The sequence below is a fragment of the Allomuricauda sp. ARW1Y1 genome, from assembly GCF_013407935.1.
In the GTDB taxonomy this organism is placed as follows: Bacteria; Bacteroidota; Bacteroidia; order Flavobacteriales; family Flavobacteriaceae; genus Flagellimonas.
In genome coordinates this window covers 1-16,846 of record NZ_JACBZU010000007.1, presented here as the reverse complement: position 1 = coordinate 16,846, position 16,846 = coordinate 1, and the positions used below count along the sequence as shown (strand labels likewise).

Below are 16,846 nucleotides of genomic sequence, written 5' to 3'. Positions count from 1 at the left end.
TTTTACTTTATAGATGAGGTTCTCGGTATTTAGTTGCGTATTTCGCGGACCTACCAACCCCCAGAGGCACCACCACCTCCGAAGCCGCCGCCTCCAAAGCCACCACCAAAACCGCCACTTCCAAATCCACCTCCGCTGCCAAATCCACCGGAAGAACCTGAACTGCGGCCCATATTGCTGAGAATGATCATGTCCCAAATATCAAGTCCACCGCCCCTACGACCACCTGGACCTCTGCCACCCTTGTTTTTACGATTCCAAAAAATAATGATGATGATAATGAAAATGATGAAGGGAAACAGGGCATCAATCGGGAATTTTTTGCCCCCACCAAAGGTGCGGTCTTCGGTAAACTCCCCGGTAAGCACCTTAAAAATCGCATCGGAGCCTTTGTCGAGCCCCGCATAATAATCCCCTTGTTTGAATTCAGGAATAATAACGGATTCTATGATGCGTCGGGACATCAGGTCGGTGAGGCTGCCTTCGACACCATAACCGGTGTTAATGGCAATTCTTCGGTCGTCTTTGGCCAAGACTACCAGAACGCCATTGTCCTTGTCAGCCTGACCAATGCCCCATTTTTGACCCCATTGCGCTCCCAAAAAGGTGATGTCCTCCCCCTCGGTGGAACTAATGATGGCCACCACGATTTGAGTGGAAGTGCTATCGGAATAGCGAACCAGCTTTTGCTCCAAGGCATTGCTCTGTGAAGGGGACAAGAGGTCCACATAATCGTAAACGCTGGTCTGCTTTTGTGGTTTTTCAGGTATGGTAAATTGCCCCCAAGCTAGAGAGGCATATAAAAAAAAGTATAAAAAACTAACCTTTGGATATTGCATCGTTCAGTTCGTTGGTATCATTTTGTTGCCATGGAAAATGCGCCTGCAACTCTTTGCCAGCCATTAGAATGCCCTCAATGATACCTTGTTTAAAATTTCCTTTTGCAAAATGGGAAGCGATGACATCCTTGGTGGTGTCCCAAAAACCTTTGGGGACGGCACGGTCGATGCCTTCACCTCCATAGATGACGAATTTTCGATCGTCTACCGCCACATATAAAAGCACACCGTTCCCTTCTTTGGTGTTGTTCATCTTCAGGAAATGGAACACCTGCTGTGCCCTACTGAAATGGTCTATTTTGGAAGACGCCTCGATATGCACCCGAATTTCACCGGAAGTGTTCTTTTCGGCTTCAACGATGGCATTTACGATTTCACTTTCCTCCGCTGCGGTCAAAAACTCCTCTACGTGCGACATGGCCTAATTGAATTCAAAGTTCACATCGGGAGCCTTTTCGGAACCGGCGTCGGATGTAAAGAGCGGCATGGATTCAAAATTTGCGATGCTCGCCACGATGTTGGTCGGGATTTGCTGAATTCGGATGTTGTACTCCCCGGCCAAATCATTAAAACGGTTACGCTCCACATTGATCCGGTTTTCGGTTCCTTCCAGTTGGGATTGAAGCTCCAAAAAGTTTTGGCTCGCTTTGAGGTCGGGGTAGCGCTCCACAGTGACCAGCAATCTGGATAGGGCGGAAGACAAACCTGTTTGGGCTTGTTGAAATTCGGCCAACTGCTCTTGGGTAAGGTTGTTGGCATCAATATTGGTGGAAGTAGCCTTTGATCTCGCTTCGATCACATCCGATAAGGTTTCGCGTTCGAAATCCGCGGCACCTTGCACGGTTTTGACCAAGTTCCCGATGAGGTCGCTCCTACGTTGATAGGAACTTTCCACATTGGCCCACTGTTTGGTGGCCTGTCCTTTCATGTCAATAAGGTTATTATTGGTCCGTACGTACCAACCCACAATGATTACGCCCAAAAGTCCGAGGACAATAACGGCAATGATACCTTTTTTCATTTTTTATTGGTTAAAGTGTTTATAGTTGTTCTTTGATTTTCAGCAGTTCTGCCTTTACCTTTTGCAGTTTTTGAATGACCTCAAAATTGGAAAGGGCCTTCTGTTTTTCTTCTTTCAGATGGATTTTGGCTCCCTCCAAAGTAAACCCACGTTCCTTCACTAAATGATAGATCAATTGAAGGTTTTGGATATCCTGAGGGGTGAATTTACGATTGCCCTTGGCATTTTTTTTGGGCTGGAGTACATCAAACTCCTTTTCCCAAAAGCGGATGAGTGAGGTGTTCACCCCAAAGGCCTTGGCCACTTCACCAATGCCATAATAGCGTTTTTCGGGCAGATCTACATGCATTAATCCAGTGATTGGTTCTCTTGGTTGGCCAATCTGAGCATATTCTCGAACTCTTCGGCCGTTAAACTTCCGTAGTAGAAGTTGATCGGGTTGATGCGCTCCCCGTCCTTAAACACTTCGTAGTGCACATGAGGGGCTTGGGAACGTCCGGTACTCCCCACAAAGCCGATAAGATCACCTCTTTTGACCTTTTGGCCTACGGTGACATTGTATTTGCTCATGTGGGCATACAGCGAAATATAGCCATATCCATGATCAATACGGACATGCTTACCGTAACCCGAAGATCGGTTGTCGGCACGTACCACTTTCCCATCGCCGGTAGCGTAAATCGGACTGCCCCGAGGCGCGGTAAAGTCCATCCCCCAATGCATTTTACGTGCCTTGGTAAAAGGGTCGGAACGCCAGCCGTAACCGGATGCCATTCGGGTCAAATCTTCGTTGCTCACGGGTTGGATGGCTGGTATGGAGGCCAGTAATTTTTCCTTTTCTTCGGCCAATTTGGCAATCTCGTCCAAGGATTTGGATTGGATGACCATTTCTTTTTGGATGATGTCCAGCCGCTTGGTGGCATCAATAATAATTTCGGAGTTGTTGAAACCTTCCAGGTCCCTGTATCGGTTAACGCCCCCGAAGCCCGCTTTTCGTTGCTCTTCGGGTATGGGGTTGGCCTCAAAATACAATCGGTAAATATTGTTGTCGCGCTCCTCGATGTTGGCCAAAACCTGCTCCATTTGGTCCATCTTTCGGTTCAGGATCTCAAATTGAAGCTCGTAGTTGCGCACTTCCCGCTCCAGTGAAAGTTCTTTGGGCGTATTTACCCATCGGGTGTTCAGCAAAATGATCAATCCAAGGAAACCGAATAGGGCAGATCCCAACAAAAACAGGAAAATATTCCTGTACTTTCTGGATTTTTTCGGCTCGATCTTTCGGTACGAAAGCGTATCCGGGTCGTAATAGTACTTAACTTTAGACATGAATGGATTTTATCCTATTTTTGCTCACTCATTTTAATCAGAACAAACAAATATAAAAATTGTTTTGCTTAAACTGTTAAATTTAAGAAAACCCTAGGAATTCAATGACATCCCAAGAAGTTAGAAACCAGTTTTTAAACTTTTTCAAAGAAAAAAACCACAAGATAGTGCCATCGGCCCCCATGGTGATGAAGGACGACCCCACGCTGATGTTCACCAATGCGGGCATGAACCAATTTAAGGAGTACTTTTTGGGGAATTCAGTTGCCAAGCACAAACGCCTTACCGATACCCAGAAATGCTTGAGGGTGAGCGGTAAACACAACGATCTCGAAGAGGTGGGAAAGGATACCTATCACCACACCATGTTCGAGATGTTGGGGAACTGGAGTATTGGGGATTATTTTAAAAAAGAAGCTATCTCGTGGGCATGGGAATTGCTCACGGAAGTCTATAAAATCGATAAGGACAGTCTCTACGTTTCCGTGTTTGAAGGCAGCGAAGAGGATGGGTTGCCCTTGGATCAAGAGGCCTATGATTTGTGGAAGGCCATTGTGCCCGAAAATCGAATCATCAAAGGAAACAAAAAGGACAACTTTTGGGAAATGGGGGACCAAGGACCTTGCGGGCCCTGCTCCGAAATCCATGTGGATATTCGCTCCAAAGAAGAAAAAGCCAAGGTGGACGGAGCTTCCTTGGTGAACCAGGACCATCCTCAGGTGGTGGAGATCTGGAACTTGGTCTTTATGCAGTTCAACCGGAAGGCGAACGGTAGTTTGGAACCGCTCCCCGAAAAACATATCGATACGGGAATGGGCTTTGAGCGGCTATGCATGGTGCTCCAGGGCAAGCAATCCAATTACGATACCGATGTATTTACACCACTCATTCGAGAAGTGGAGATCATCACAGGGAAAAAGTATGGCAAAAACGAGCAGACCGATATTGCCATTCGTGTGATTTCCGATCACGTGCGCGCGGTGGCCTTTTCCATTGCCGACGGACAATTGCCGAGCAATACGGGTGCTGGTTACGTCATCCGAAGGATTCTGCGCCGTGCCATTCGTTATGGATTCACTTTTTTGGATACCAACAAGCCTTTTATTTATCGTTTGGTGAAAGTGCTGAGCGAACAGATGGGCAAGGCCTTTCCAGAATTGAAGGAACAACATCAATTGATAGAGAACGTCATCAAGGAGGAAGAAAGTTCCTTCTTGAGCACCTTGGAACAAGGTTTGGTGTTGTTGGATTCCGTTATCAAATCATCAAAAGATAAAACCATTGCTGGCGACAAGGCCTTCGAACTTTATGATACGTTCGGATTCCCGATAGATCTGACGGCCTTGATTTTAGAGGAAAAAGGATATCAATTGGATGTGGAAGGTTTTGAAAAGGCTCTGAAAGCGCAAAAGGACCGTTCCAGAGCCGCATCCGAAGTGTCTAAAGACGATTGGAACGTTTTACAAACCGATACCGAACAGGAATTTATCGGATACGATAGCTTGGAAGCACAGGTAAAGGTGGTGAAATACCGAAAAGTGACCAGTAAAAAAGAAGGGGACCAATATCAACTGGTCTTTAATCTGACCCCGTTTTATGCCGAAGGCGGTGGTCAAGTGGGAGACAAGGGCTATTTGGAAGCACCCAATGGCGATGTCACCTATATTTTGGATACCAAACGCGAAAACAACGAGATCGTGCATTTTGCCAAATCCTTGCCGAAAGAGGTTTCGGGAACCTTTAAGGCGGTGGTGGACAAAAAGCAGCGCTATAGAACGGCAAGTAACCATACCGCCACGCATTTGTTGCACCAAGCATTGCGCGAGGTATTGGGGAGCCATGTAGAACAGAAGGGTTCGGCGGTACATTCCAAATACCTGCGGTTCGATTTCTCCCACTTTTCCAAACTTACGGTGGAAGAACTCCGTGAAGTGGAAAACTTTGTAAATGCCCGTATCGATGGACAACTTCCTTTGGAAGAAAACCGAAATGTACCCATGAAACAGGCGATGGAAGAAGGAGCGATGGCCCTGTTTGGCGAAAAATACGGGGATACCGTTCGTACCATCCGTTTTGGCCAGTCCATTGAGCTATGTGGGGGTACCCATGTTGACAATACGGCGGACATCTGGCATTTTAAGATTGTCTCCGAAGGAGCTGTTGCCGCTGGAATTCGACGGATTGAAGCGATTACATCCGATGCGGTCAAGGAATTCTATTTCAATAATAACCGAATGCTCTTCGAGATCAAGGATATGTTGAAAAACTCCCAAGACCCGGTAAAATCGGTGGCCAGTCTGCAAGAAGAGAATGCTGCCCTTAAAAAGCAAGTGGAGCAATTGTTGAAAGATAAGGCGAAGGGTCTAAAAAACGAGTTGATATCTGAGTTGGAAGAGGTCAACGGAATCCAGTTCTTGGCCAAAAAAGTGGACTTGGATGCAGGCGGTATTAAGGACTTGGCTTTCGAAATGGGCGGTCAAGTGGATAGGTTATTCCTATTGCTGGCTTCTGAAAATGACGGAAAAGCGGTGCTGTCCTGCTATATTTCCAAGAATGTGGTTTCCGAAACGGATTTGAATGCTGGAACCATTGTCCGTGAGCTTGGAAAGTACATCCAAGGAGGTGGTGGGGGGCAACCGTTCTTTGCCACTGCGGGAGGTAAAAATCCTGCAGGGATTCCCGAAGCGCTAGATAAGGTGAAGGGATATATTAAATAACTTTTTTGGTTTAAAAGTTAATATGCCAGAGGCAGTCAATTCGAGTGAAATTCCAAAGGAATTTTGTATCGAGAATTGGTGGTAGACTTGAAATTATGGTTATCGACCTGACTGCCACAGGCAGGTAAGATTTTCGATGATTTCGACTCCGCTCAACCACCGAAAAATCGAACACACATTTTTTGCAAATCAAATGGAACTACAGACCCAAATACCTTTACTACCCAGTGATAATCCCATAGATTATCAGAGCAAGGTGGTGCTGTTGGGGTCTTGTTTTGTGGAAAACATGGGGGAGAAACTGGATTATTTCAAGTTTCCGTTATTCCTGAATCCCTTTGGGATACTGTTCCATCCCTTGGCCATTGCCAATTTGGTAGAAAGAGCCCTAGAAGAAAAATTTTATCAGCAAAAGGAGATATTTGAACAGGACGGTATTTGGCGTTCCTTTGATGCCCATTCCGAATTGCGTTCCAATGATCCTGAAGCGCTGTTGCAATTGCTCAATCAACGGCTAAAAGATACCAAGACATGGTTGGAAACCTCCTCCCATATCATCATCACCTTGGGAACGGCTTGGGTATACGAGCATACATCAACGGGTAAAACGGTGGCCAATTGCCATAAGGTCCCGCAGAAGCAATTCACCAAAAAACTATTGAGCGTTGCCGAAATCGGAGCTAGCCTTCAACATATAATCGCATTGGTTCAAGAGGTGAATCCCAAGACGGAAATCATCTTTACCATTTCCCCGGTCCGTCATCTAAAGGATGGCTTTGTGGAAAACCAACGGAGCAAAGCGCATTTGATTACTGCGATACATTCCGTTTTGTCATCTCGAGCGAAGTCGAGAGAACTGTCCTACTTCCCAGCTTATGAAATTATGATGGACGAACTCCGTGACTACCGTTTTTATGGAACCGATATGGTGCACCCCAATCCACTAGCGGTTGACTACATCTGGGAAAAATTTAAATCCGTTTGGATTTCAGACAGTGTATATCCTGTGATGGATGAGGTGGAGGCGATTCAAAAGGGATTGTTGCACCGACCTTTCAACCCGGATTCCGAGGCGCATCAAAAGTTCAAAACATCGCTCCGCACAAAAATTACGTATCTTCAAGAAAGGTATCCATTCATGAAATTTGACTAAATGAAGAAAATATTGATGGGTGCGGTCCTCGCGTTGGCTTCGGTTTTGATCTACAAATCGTGCACCGACGACCGTGAACAAAAAAGTATCCTCGAAGAAAACTCCATGCTCATTCAGCAGGAGTTGCGTAATGTGTCCAAATTGGTAGTCACGGAAGGTCATTTTGCAGAGGTGTACAATTACAAAGATTCCAAGGAGTTGTTTGGCCCGCTGATCACTGCCCATAAAAAAGCATTGGTGGTGGTGAATGCTGATGTGTCCATTGCCTACGATATGTCGCAAATCGAATATGAGGTAGATGAAGAGCAAAAATTACTTCGTATCGTTCGTATTCCCGACCCAGAAATCAAGATAAGCCCCGATTTTGAGTATTATGACGTCACTGCCGATTACCTAAATCCGTTCAATGCCGGGGATTACAATGCCATCAAACGGAATGTGAATGCTTCCTTGATGAAAAAAATCGAAGCATCTTCGTTGCGGTCCAATGCGGAAAACCGATTGGTAAGCGAACTCTCCCGGATTTTGGTGTTGACACGTACCATGGGTTGGACCTTGGTGTACGACAACAAGCCCGTGGAAGACACGGAGCAATTCAAACTTTTTCTGGATTGATCGCCCAAAATCGACGACCTCTTAACTCACTAGGGCCATATCCACCAATTGCAGACCATCGTCAATCAAATGGCCCACCTTGGGGTTATCGCGTTTGATGTTTTCTAAGTGCTCCAGAATTTCCTGCTGGAATTCCTGATTGTTGTCCTGCTTGGCAAGTTCGTAGAGTTCTACAGGCAATAACCAATCCTTGGGGTGGTCTTTTTTAAGGGCCTGAAAGACCTTGTTTCGGGATACCGTAGTGTTCTTTCCTTCCCTAAAATGTCTGATTTGCTCGTAGAATCGCTCTAGTTCCTTTCTTTTCTCATCCTTTTTGGATTTGATGGTGCTTTCGGTGATCTGGTGCGTGATGAGGTCAAAACTGTTCAAATCCGCAGGGCCGTTGTAGGCTGAAACGATATGTTGCCCGACTCCCATGTGGTACAAGCCCCATTCAGGTTGGAACAATACCTTGTCGTTGTGGGTAACGGTACAGTTTTCAAAAGTGATGAGGATGATTTTCCCCATAAGGTTTCGGGTGCCGGTTACAATGGTTCCTTCTACTTTGATGCCGCCTTCAAACTCCAAGGCGATGGCTTCGCCCTCATAAATTTTATAGGCTTTAAGGTCACGTGGCCCCATGTCCTCAATGGCAATGTTGATGCCTTTCAATTTTCCGATAGGAGAACCAAAACCATCTTTGTGATGAGCAATACTGTGACCCACCAATTCTTTTTCGCGATAGGCCAAGGCCGTGCCACCTGTGGTTTGGATGTAAATGGGTTTTCCGTTGTTCTCGATTACATTTTCAAAAATCCCTGAAATTTGAAGCCCTGTGCTCAGTTCGATGGTGCCCAAAGCCTGGGAGCCTATCAATTTTTTAACACCGGAAAGCCCGCCCGTGCGGACCGCCATGGTATTGGCAAAATCTTCCAAAACCTGACTCAAAAAGGCGAAATCTGGGGTTACGAAGAGTTGCGGCTGCGGTTTGGTAATGTCGAACTCGGTGTGGGCCGCCTCAATAGAGTAGGGCAGTTTTTTCACCTTGTCCGTCATGCACCACGTGCTTTCACCAATGGAGGAAAGCAATCCGGCACCATATATTTTTGGGTTGTCCACGGTGCCGATAAGTCCATATTCCACGGTCCACCAATGCAGGTTTCGGATAAGGGCCATTTCGCTGGGTTCGCCCATATTGTTCTGCAAGTGTTCGATATGCTTTTCCGCTTCTTCAATTTCATCGAGTGGCGTACCGTTGGCCTCCTTGATAATGGAAAGATGGCGCACGGCATTGTACAGTTCATAATCCTTGGCGCTGGAGATGGCCTTGCAGCCAATTTCCCCAAATCGGCGGAGGTATTCCGCATATTCTGGGTTGGCGATAATGGGTGCGTGTCCGGCGCCTTCATGAATAATGTCGGGTGCAGGAGTGTATTCAATATTTTCAAGCTGACGGATATCGGATGCGATGACAAGCACATTGTATGCCTGGAACTCCATAAAGGCCGAGGGCGGGATAAAACCATCGACGGCTACGGCTGCCCAACCGATTTCCTTCAAAATACGGTTCATCCCGTACATATTGGGGATATGGTCAATGGAGATTCCCGTCTTTTTCAATCCATCCACATACGATTTATGGGCCACTCTGCTTAGGTAATCCACATTTTTGCGCATCACGTAGCGCCAGACCGCTTGGTCAATGGCGGTGTACTCTTCATAATTCTGTGGTTTTATGAATTGCTTTAGGTGCTTGGGCAATTTGTCCAGAATGGGATTGGATTCGTAGCTCATAAATTAATTTTTTGTGCGTTTTAAAGATACGAAATAGGAAGGGTATTTTTTCTTAAGGAACGTTAAGGACAATAAAAAACCGCCCATTGGGCGGTCTGTATGTTAGTTGGAGGCTACTGACATTTGGGGCGGATACTCCTCTAAAATTTGGGCAACAAATTCCTTGATGCGCTGTTCTTTCTTTTCAATGTTTTTGATATTGTTCAAGGTGCCTACGCCTCGGCCTTGCCATACAAGCTCTTTTCTATTGGCATCGATAACATCAATGTAGAGCGAACCTTCTGTGCGGGTGCTGACGTTGTTGCCACCCCAGCCCCAACCAGGACCCCAGCCCCAACCGGGACCCCAAGCCCAAGCCGGACCCCAGCCCCAACCCCAGCCCCAGCCGGCACCCCAGCCAAAGTTGTTGTTGTAGACGTCCACTTGTTCGCGTTCCTTGGTAAAAATGCTGATCAGCACATCTGGATTATCGGATTTCACAAATCCACGGGAGCCCATTTCGGTCTCAATGGCACGTAAAATCCGTTTCTTGTCCAAATCGGAAATTTGGGCCTTGTCAATGCCTGTTTTGTAAAAAGCATAGCTTTTATAGGTGTCGAAGTCCGCTTTTTGGTCGTAATCAGAAACCACCCTGACGGAAGTACAGGAGGCCAAAAGGCCAAAAGCGAAGGCGATGAATGCAAAACGTTGTAAACTTTTCATAGTATCTTTTTTAAATTCTTGAGGTATACTTAAATAAGGCACAAAAATTATGCCGAATCGCTATTATTGAGTATTTGTTTTGGTGTTGTATCCATACGGGCAGTGGCGGCAACCACTCTCACAACAGTACCCTCGTTTGAGATGGTACTTTTCCGTAAATACCCTATACCCTTGTTCCGATAGGTAATAATCACCCTCTTCCAAGGGAATGCGTTCTTTCATGCGTTGTTTACCAATTACTACATGAATTTACGAATTTTGTAGCAAAGGAAAATGGATTTTAAGATTTCTAAAACAGGGTTGTTCACCGAAAATGTTGACGGATTTCTGCCCATCATCAAATTTTGAGCACTTTTTGCAGTTATATTTGTTAGTGAACCATTAGATAGCGAGCAGTTGATACTGGTATTCAAACACTTCTTCTATAAAAATTATGTAGGTCTTTCCCTTTGGCCCTTCATTATCCTAAAGGAGGATTCCTTGATGGCGGACGAGGTGCTCATCAACCACGAGCGTATCCACCTCAAACAACAGCGTGAACTGCTTATTTTGCCGTTTTACCTTTGGTATATCTCCGAATGGCTGCTGCGCACGGTGCTCTATTTGGACAGTTATCGCGCTTATCAGAACATTAGTTTTGAGCGGGAGGCGTATGCCAACGAAAAGGATATGGAGTATCTTGCCAAGCGCCGGACCTTCGGCTTTTTGAAGTACCTGACCCGATAATCATTTGGTGGGTTTGATGGTTGAAAATCCTCATTTTAAGAGTTCCTCCACCTTCTTTGGGTCTTGAAAATTGCCCCAGAAGTACTCTATTTGGATGGATTCTTCCAAAATTCTGTAAAACATGGTCGTGTGTTTGGTGATAAAGGCTTCCCGGCTTGTGTGGTTGTATTTGGAAATTTTGAAAAGTTCTGGGTGTTCCTTGATTTTTGCAATGGTATCTTCAACCAAATCCACAAAGGTCAAAGCTTCCTTTTGGGACCAGACTTTTAGGAGATAATCCAGAATGCCGTCAAAAGATTTGTTCGCCTCGTGCGTCCAAATAACCTTCACTTGGACTCAAGAATTTTTTTTCGGGCTACGGCGATTACGGATTCGTGTTCCAGAACCCGACCTGCATCACTATCCTTCCTACTTCTTTCCAACGCATTTTTGATTTCAAAAGCCTTGGTATCTTCGGGAAATAGCAAACTGCTCAAAGTGATCATTTCTGGAATACTAAAACTGCGCTTCTTCAGTTTATTGTAAAAGGTGGCCCTGGATATACCAAGTTCATTGATAATATGCTCCTTTTTGTACTTGCTGTCCTCAATGTATTGATGAAGGTTTTCAAGAAGACTTTTATATTCGAGAACAATATCTAACATTTGGACTTATATTTGTATTAAATAATGAGACTAAATTACAATATATTTTAATACAAATAAGTATTGATTTTTTGGAATAACAATGAATTTAATCCATCGGCTTTAGTTTGACTATCCCCAATCAGCATATTGACATACCCCTTCTCCACGAAAAGGGCGTTCAACTCTACCTGAAGCGTGAGGACACCATCCATCCGTTAATTTCTGGGAACAAGTACCGCAAACTCAAATACAACCTGCTTGAAGCCAAGGCCCAAGGCCAATATACCTTGCTCACCTTTGGTGGAGCCTACTCCAACCATATCGCGGCCACGGCCTATGCGGGCCACAAACACGGTTTTAGGACCATTGGTGTCATTCGGGGCGAGGAACTGGAGACCCAATGGCAGGACAATCCCACCTTGCGATTGGCACACGAACACGGCATGCAGTTCCATTTTGTGTCACGCAGCGATTACCGCCGTAAAAATGAGTCTGCTTTTCTAGAAACACTAAAAAAGCAGTTCGGAAATGTCTACCTGCTGCCCGAAGGCGGTACCAACGATTTGGCCGTTAAGGGGTGTATGGAAATCCTGACCGAAGCGGATGCGAATTTTGATTATGTGTGCGGTTCTGTGGGTACGGGCGGTACGCTGGCAGGACTTATCAATGCCTCCCAACCGCATCAGACCGTTTTGGGCTTCCCTGCACTTAAAGGTGATTTTTTGACCGAGGAGATTCGTACATTTGCCCAAAACAATCGTTGGCGACTGGTAACCGACTATCATTTTGGCGGTTATGCCAAGGTGGACCATCAACTCATTGTTTTCATCAACCGCTTTAAAAAAGAGACCGGAATCCCTTTGGATCCCATTTATACGGGAAAGATGCTTTTTGGTATTTTTGACTTGATCAAAAAGGATTTTTTTCCGTCCGGAAGCCAGATTTTGGCCATCCACACAGGAGGGTTACAGGGCATACCGGGCATGAACGCTATACTGAAAAAGAAGAAATTACCGTTATTGGACATATGATCAGGCGAATAGGATATGTATTGATGGTGGCCCTTTTGCTCACTAGCTGTGGGGCCAAAAAGAAGCGCAGCACCCATAGAAAAGGGGCGCCCAAAGTGGTCAACTCAGATAGGCAGGCCCGAACCAAAACCCCAAAACTCGATGCCGATGATGCCACGGGCTTGTATCCCATGCCCGAAGATACCGGGCGTTTTGAACGATTTTTGATTTCGGATACCCAAGAATATATCGAAACTTTTGCCGAGGTGGCACAGTACGAAATGCGTGCTTTTGGCATTCCGGCCAGTATTAAATTGGCACAGGGCATTTTGGAGAGCGGCTCCGGTAGGGGGGAACTGGCCCTAAAAACCAATAACCATTTTGGCATCAAATGCCATACGGGTTGGGAAGGGGAATTCGATTTTCATGACGACGACGCCAAAGGCGAGTGTTTTAGAAAATACAACCACCCCATGTATTCCTTTCGGGACCATAGCCTTTTTCTGACCACACGTTCGCGCTACGCTTTTTTGTTCAATTACAAACGGGACGATTATAAAAAGTGGGCCCATGGCCTCAGTCAAGCCGGGTATGCCACCGACCGCAAGTACCCCCAAAAGTTGATTGCCCTGATCGAGCGCTACGAGCTGCACAAATATGATGAAGCAGTGGTTGAAAACGGACTTTCCACCGTTCGCGAGCCTAAAAAATACGAAGTATTTACCCATGAGGTGAGAAAGGGCGATACGCTGTATGGCATTTCCAAACGCTATGATATTTCGGTGGACGAGCTCCGCCGCTTGAACAATTTAAGGGACAACATCATTTCCATTGGGCAGGTGCTCAATATCCGCAGGGCGCAATAGTTTTTTGGTGGTTGGATGACTGTACGGTTGACCGTTGCTGATTCCTTAGAAATGACAAAACAAATCTTCTGCGCTAAATCATCTTATTTGTGGTCCGTTTATCATCCCGATGGGAGTCGAGGGGTCTTGTGTTGTGGTATGAAGACACATTGGGCAACCTGTCAGTTCGAGTGGCTTGATTGTAGATCAAGATGTATCGAGAACTGCATGGTTGTTGTTGATTCCTCACGGATGCTGAGTGGAGTCGAGGGGTGCAACAGGGATTAGGCCAAAAGGCGTTCTCGACTGCGCTCGAACTGACACGTGGGCGCTCCAACTGACCGCAATGTTATCATTCCGCTCAACCCCCGAAAACCAGTTGAATAGATAAACGTCAACCTGAAACCAATTCAGCATGACGCGGCTGAAAATCCATTTCCCAAAATGTTTTATCCTCATTACCTTTGTGCTTCGGATGTCATCCTGAGCGGAGTCGAGGGATTTTGTGTTTTGGCATGAAGACACATTGGGCAACCGGTCAGTTCGAGTGGCTTGATTGCAGATCAAGATGTATCGAGAACTGCATGGTGGTCGTTGATTCCCGCCCTGTCTACCTTAGGGGGTGCGGTTTTCGATGGTTTCGACTCCGCTCAACCCCCAAAAACCAGTTGAATAGATAAACGTCAACCTGAAACCAATTCAGCATGACGCGGCTGAAAATCCATTTCCCAAAATGTTTTATCCTCATTACCTTTGTGCTTCGGATGTCATCCTGAGCGGAGTCGAGGGGTCTTGTGTTTTGGCATGAAGACACATTGGGGCAACCGGTCAGTTCGAGTGGCTTGATCGCAGATCAAGATGTATCGAGAACTGCATGGTGGTCGTTGATTCCGCACGGATGCCGAGCGGAGTCGAAGCACGATGCGGAATCCAAACGTTATGGATGCCCGTTTTCACGGGCATGACAATGAAAGAGAAAGATAGTATAGATACCCGCCTACGCGGGCATGACGAAAACATATTTATGATTTACCAACGAAGCAGCGCCCTGTTCGCAGAGGCCAAAAAATACATCCCCGGAGGAGTTAATTCACCTGTAAGAGCATTTAAGGCCGTAGGCGGCGAACCCATTTTTGTCAAAGAAGCCAAAGGAGCTTATCTGTACGATGCCGATGGCAACCAGCTTATCGATTACATTGCCTCGTGGGGACCACTTATTTTGGGTCATGCGTACCAGCCGGTGATCGACGCTGTGATTGAAAAGGCCAAAAAGGGTACTTCTTTTGGAACGCCTACCGAAATTGAGACCGAACTCGCCCAACTGGCGGTATCCATGGTGCCCAATATCGATAAAATCCGTTTTGTGAACAGTGGTACCGAAGCCTGTATGAGTGCGGTGCGCCTCGCGCGCGGGTATACGGGCAAGGACAAGATCATCAAGTTTGCGGGCTGCTACCACGGACATTCGGATTCCTTTTTGATACAGGCCGGAAGTGGTGCGGTTACGTTTGGTAGCCCCAACAGTCCCGGGGTAACGCAGGGCACGGCCAAAGATACCCTGTTGACGGATTACAACGATTTGGAAGGCGTAAAAGCCTTGGTGGAAGCCAACAAAGGTGAGATTGCTGCCATTATTTTGGAACCCGTGGCGGGCAATATGGGCTGTATTATCCCCAAGGAGGAATTTATACAAGGATTGCGCGACATCTGCACCCAAGAGGGCATTTTGTTGCTGTTTGATGAGGTGATGACCGGCTTTCGTTTGGCCAAGGGCGGTGCGCAGGAAACCTTGGGCATTGATGCCGATATTGTAATGTTCGGGAAAGTGATCGGGGGCGGACTGCCCGTAGGGGCGTTTGCGGCCCGTGCTGAGATCATGGCGCATTTGGCGCCCGAAGGGCCGGTGTACCAAGCAGGCACCTTGAGCGGCAACCCGTTGGCGATGAGTGCCGGACTGGCCATGCTCACCGCGCTGAACAACCAACCCGAAGTGTTTGACAGCCTCGCCGAAAAAACGGCCTATTTGCACAAGGGCATTGCCCAAACCCTGACCGAAAAGGGAGTGGCCCACCAGATTAACCGTTATGGCAGTATGATCTCTGTGCACTTTACGGAAGAGCCTGTGGTAGATTTTGCGAGCTCGGCCAAGGGCAACAACGATACCTTTAAAAAATACTTCCATGGCATGTTGGAGAACGGGGTGTACTTACCGCCCTCTGCTTTTGAAAGCTACTTTTTAAACGATGCCCTGAGCTATGCGGATTTGGATAAAACGATTGAAGCGGTGGGGAAAGTGTTTTAACGGTCTCGTGTATGAGCAGTAGCGGTTAAAAGTGCTAATTTTCGATTAAACACAGACCCTTTTTATGTTTATTTACTTTCGTTTTAGTTATTAAACCGCTATTATTTATACACATTTTTTCTGGCTTTTCTTCATTCCGCTTGTATGTCAGCGTTGGCTTTTAGTTTCTCATAATTATATCTACCTCACCAGGTTTCATTGTTTTATCTCCGTATAATTTGGTCTGAGTCTTGGTATCTTCTTTTAAAGGCTTATTCACTATCCGCATTTTATGATTCGGATAATGTTTTTTCAAAATCTCAACAGTTGTGTCAAAAGTGAATTTACGTTTATCTGTCCGAACATAAATGGTGCTTTTTTCTTCCATTATTTTAGAACTCTGTCCGAAGACATTGTCGAGTAAATTGTAATATCTTTCCTTATCGATAAACCTTCCTTTGTGTTTTTCGGTGATTGTTCTTGGGGTTTCACTTCCACCAAGCATCCAAAGTCTTAACCACTGGTCAGCGTGATAGTCTGTAATTGAGTAATAAGGTGGTGAAGTAAATAAAAGTGAAAATTTAATGTCATTATGAATCGACCTATCCACAATTTTTTCTAGCTCAATTGTACTATCTCCAAAAACAACAGCACTTTCCTTAACTTTAGGCATGCCTTTTTTATATCGCCATTCTATCTTATTTAAGATGACTTCAGCAGGATTTAATTCTGGCGGAATTACAAAGCCATTTTCTTTCCACCATTCTACGGAATAATTCATACCCATAGATTTTGTCATACGCATTTGGTTCGATAATCCTTCACCTATTTTGGCGTGTAGGTAAACCAAAATGATAGACATTAACGTTGCATCAACATTTGAGTTTTTCCAATCCAAGTTTTTTCTGGCAGACAAAAGAAATTTCAAAACTTCATCACAATAGCATATTCTATAAAATTCAGGCATTCTTTGAATAGCTCTGTTGTAATAATTTCTCTTGCCGTACACTTCAAAAAGTCTGTCTACAACATCTGCTTTATCTGCTGGGTTTAACTTAACATTTCCATAAAGCCAACCAACAGGATTTATTTCAATCCCTAAACTATGACGACCTAATGTAGCCTTCCCTAAAAATGTAGCCTTCCCTAAAAATAGGACAGTTTAAAATTCAGATTTTCTAACTTTAAATTTTAACTGTCACATGAAAAAAA

General features: G+C 45.6%; 18 protein-coding genes. 7 read left to right on the top strand and 11 right to left on the bottom strand.

What is annotated here, in order from left to right:
* Positions 1–50: 50 nt before the first annotated feature.
* From GGE08_RS14845 to GGE08_RS14825, 5 genes are read right to left on the bottom strand one after another with little or no spacing between them, the layout of a single operon-like run.
* On the bottom strand, positions 51–839 hold the full coding sequence (locus GGE08_RS14845; RefSeq protein ID WP_179385672.1) for a TPM domain-containing protein: 789 nt from the start codon (positions 837–839) through the stop codon (positions 51–53).
* A complete protein-coding gene (locus GGE08_RS14840; RefSeq protein ID WP_179385671.1) occupies positions 820–1,257 on the bottom strand; it encodes a TPM domain-containing protein in 438 nt (145 codons plus the stop codon). Before GGE08_RS14840 ends, GGE08_RS14845 begins: the two co-directional genes overlap by 20 nt.
* A 3-nt stretch (positions 1,258–1,260) precedes the next feature.
* A complete protein-coding gene (locus tag GGE08_RS14835) occupies positions 1,261–1,860 on the bottom strand; it encodes a LemA family protein (protein WP_179385670.1) in 600 nt (199 codons plus the stop codon).
* A 19-nt stretch (positions 1,861–1,879) separates the two neighbouring features.
* Positions 1,880–2,209 carry a MerR family transcriptional regulator gene (locus GGE08_RS14830; RefSeq protein ID WP_127137505.1) on the bottom strand — a complete coding sequence of 110 codons (330 nt, stop codon included), beginning with the start codon at positions 2,207–2,209 and terminating at the stop codon, positions 1,880–1,882.
* Positions 2,209–3,186 carry a M23 family metallopeptidase gene (locus GGE08_RS14825; protein WP_179385669.1) on the bottom strand — a complete coding sequence of 326 codons (978 nt, stop codon included), beginning with the start codon at positions 3,184–3,186 and terminating at the stop codon, positions 2,209–2,211. The genes GGE08_RS14830 and GGE08_RS14825 overlap by 1 nt, the downstream gene beginning before the upstream one ends.
* 104 nt (positions 3,187–3,290) lie before the next feature.
* Between GGE08_RS14825 and alaS the strand changes: the two genes are divergently transcribed.
* The 3 genes from alaS (at position 3,291) to GGE08_RS14810 (ending at position 7,671) form a co-directional block, all read left to right on the top strand.
* A complete protein-coding gene (gene alaS / locus GGE08_RS14820; protein ID WP_179385668.1) occupies positions 3,291–5,903 on the top strand; it encodes an alanine--tRNA ligase in 2,613 nt (870 codons plus the stop codon).
* Positions 5,904–6,096: 193 nt separating this feature from the next.
* On the top strand, positions 6,097–7,056 hold the full coding sequence (locus tag GGE08_RS14815; protein ID WP_179385667.1) for a GSCFA domain-containing protein: 960 nt from the start codon (positions 6,097–6,099) through the stop codon (positions 7,054–7,056).
* Entirely contained in the window at positions 7,057–7,671 is a 615-nt protein-coding gene (locus tag GGE08_RS14810; RefSeq protein WP_179385666.1) for a DUF4230 domain-containing protein, read from the top strand. It abuts the gene before it with no gap.
* A gap of 21 nt (positions 7,672–7,692) precedes the next feature.
* Here GGE08_RS14810 and GGE08_RS14805 read toward each other — a convergent pair whose 3' ends face one another.
* From GGE08_RS14805 to GGE08_RS14795, 3 genes are all read right to left on the bottom strand, one after another.
* Positions 7,693–9,444 (bottom strand): aromatic amino acid hydroxylase, encoded by a 1,752-nt coding sequence (locus GGE08_RS14805; protein ID WP_179385665.1) that lies wholly within the window; start codon positions 9,442–9,444, stop codon positions 7,693–7,695.
* A 102-nt stretch (positions 9,445–9,546) separates the two neighbouring features.
* Entirely contained in the window at positions 9,547–10,146 is a 600-nt protein-coding gene (locus tag GGE08_RS14800) for a DUF4136 domain-containing protein (RefSeq protein ID WP_179385664.1), read from the bottom strand.
* 63 nt (positions 10,147–10,209) lie between these two features.
* Positions 10,210–10,368: a DUF5522 domain-containing protein gene (locus GGE08_RS14795; RefSeq protein WP_164732849.1), complete on the bottom strand. Its 159-nt coding sequence runs from the start codon at positions 10,366–10,368 to the stop codon at positions 10,210–10,212.
* A gap of 174 nt (positions 10,369–10,542) precedes the next feature.
* On the opposite strand from GGE08_RS14795, the gene GGE08_RS14790 reads away from it, so the two are divergent.
* The gene (locus GGE08_RS14790) at positions 10,543–10,872 is read left to right on the top strand and encodes a hypothetical protein (RefSeq protein WP_179385663.1); all 330 of its coding nucleotides are present in this window, start codon (positions 10,543–10,545) and stop codon (positions 10,870–10,872) included.
* A 30-nt stretch (positions 10,873–10,902) separates the two neighbouring features.
* Here the strand turns inward: GGE08_RS14790 and GGE08_RS14785 are convergent, their stop codons facing one another.
* Positions 10,903–11,202: a type II toxin-antitoxin system RelE/ParE family toxin gene (locus GGE08_RS14785; RefSeq protein WP_179385662.1), complete on the bottom strand. Its 300-nt coding sequence runs from the start codon at positions 11,200–11,202 to the stop codon at positions 10,903–10,905.
* Complete coding sequence (locus GGE08_RS14780; protein WP_179385661.1) at positions 11,199–11,516, bottom strand: hypothetical protein; 318 nt, start codon at positions 11,514–11,516, stop codon at positions 11,199–11,201. The genes GGE08_RS14785 and GGE08_RS14780 overlap by 4 nt, the downstream gene beginning before the upstream one ends.
* 107 nt (positions 11,517–11,623) lie before the next feature.
* Between GGE08_RS14780 and GGE08_RS14775 the strand changes: the two genes are divergently transcribed.
* The 3 genes from GGE08_RS14775 (at position 11,624) to hemL (ending at position 15,655) form a co-directional block, all read left to right on the top strand.
* Positions 11,624–12,529, top strand: a complete 906-nt coding sequence (locus GGE08_RS14775) for a 1-aminocyclopropane-1-carboxylate deaminase/D-cysteine desulfhydrase (RefSeq protein WP_179385660.1) — start codon at positions 11,624–11,626, stop codon at positions 12,527–12,529.
* Positions 12,526–13,374, top strand: coding sequence for a glucosaminidase domain-containing protein (locus tag GGE08_RS14770; RefSeq protein ID WP_179385659.1), 849 nt, complete (start codon positions 12,526–12,528; stop codon positions 13,372–13,374). Before GGE08_RS14775 ends, GGE08_RS14770 begins: the two co-directional genes overlap by 4 nt.
* Positions 13,375–14,377: 1,003 nt before the next feature.
* Positions 14,378–15,655 carry a glutamate-1-semialdehyde 2,1-aminomutase gene (gene hemL, locus GGE08_RS14765; protein WP_179385738.1) on the top strand — a complete coding sequence of 426 codons (1,278 nt, stop codon included), beginning with the start codon at positions 14,378–14,380 and terminating at the stop codon, positions 15,653–15,655.
* Positions 15,656–15,815: 160 nt separating this feature from the next.
* Here the strand turns inward: hemL and GGE08_RS14760 are convergent, their stop codons facing one another.
* Entirely contained in the window at positions 15,816–16,601 is a 786-nt protein-coding gene (locus GGE08_RS14760) for a hypothetical protein (protein WP_218847556.1), read from the bottom strand.
* Positions 16,602–16,846: the final 245 nt, after the last annotated feature.

Bases quoted from the DNA above. Each gene is read 5' to 3' on its own strand.
- GGE08_RS14800 (WP_179385664.1), bottom strand. From the start codon at position 10,146: ATGAAAAGTTTACAACGTTTTGCATTCATCGCCTTCGCTTTTGGCCTT.
- GGE08_RS14815 (WP_179385667.1), top strand. From the start codon at position 6,097: ATGGAACTACAGACCCAAATACCTTTACTACCCAGTGATAATCCCATA.
- GGE08_RS14835 (WP_179385670.1), bottom strand. From the start codon at position 1,860: ATGAAAAAAGGTATCATTGCCGTTATTGTCCTCGGACTTTTGGGCGTA.
- GGE08_RS14830 (WP_127137505.1), bottom strand. From the start codon at position 2,209: ATGCATGTAGATCTGCCCGAAAAACGCTATTATGGCATTGGTGAAGTG.
- GGE08_RS14805 (WP_179385665.1), bottom strand. From the start codon at position 9,444: ATGAGCTACGAATCCAATCCCATTCTGGACAAATTGCCCAAGCACCTA.
- GGE08_RS14825 (WP_179385669.1), bottom strand. From the start codon at position 3,186: ATGTCTAAAGTTAAGTACTATTACGACCCGGATACGCTTTCGTACCGA.
- GGE08_RS14770 (WP_179385659.1), top strand. From the start codon at position 12,526: ATGATCAGGCGAATAGGATATGTATTGATGGTGGCCCTTTTGCTCACT.
- alaS (WP_179385668.1), top strand. From the start codon at position 3,291: ATGACATCCCAAGAAGTTAGAAACCAGTTTTTAAACTTTTTCAAAGAA.
- GGE08_RS14840 (WP_179385671.1), bottom strand. From the start codon at position 1,257: ATGTCGCACGTAGAGGAGTTTTTGACCGCAGCGGAGGAAAGTGAAATC.
- GGE08_RS14780 (WP_179385661.1), bottom strand. From the start codon at position 11,516: ATGTTAGATATTGTTCTCGAATATAAAAGTCTTCTTGAAAACCTTCAT.
- GGE08_RS14795 (WP_164732849.1), bottom strand. From the start codon at position 10,368: ATGAAAGAACGCATTCCCTTGGAAGAGGGTGATTATTACCTATCGGAA.
- hemL (WP_179385738.1), top strand. From the start codon at position 14,378: ATGATTTACCAACGAAGCAGCGCCCTGTTCGCAGAGGCCAAAAAATAC.
- GGE08_RS14845 (WP_179385672.1), bottom strand. From the start codon at position 839: ATGCAATATCCAAAGGTTAGTTTTTTATACTTTTTTTTATATGCCTCT.
- GGE08_RS14760 (WP_218847556.1), bottom strand. From the start codon at position 16,601: ATGCCTGAATTTTATAGAATATGCTATTGTGATGAAGTTTTGAAATTT.
- GGE08_RS14810 (WP_179385666.1), top strand. From the start codon at position 7,057: ATGAAGAAAATATTGATGGGTGCGGTCCTCGCGTTGGCTTCGGTTTTG.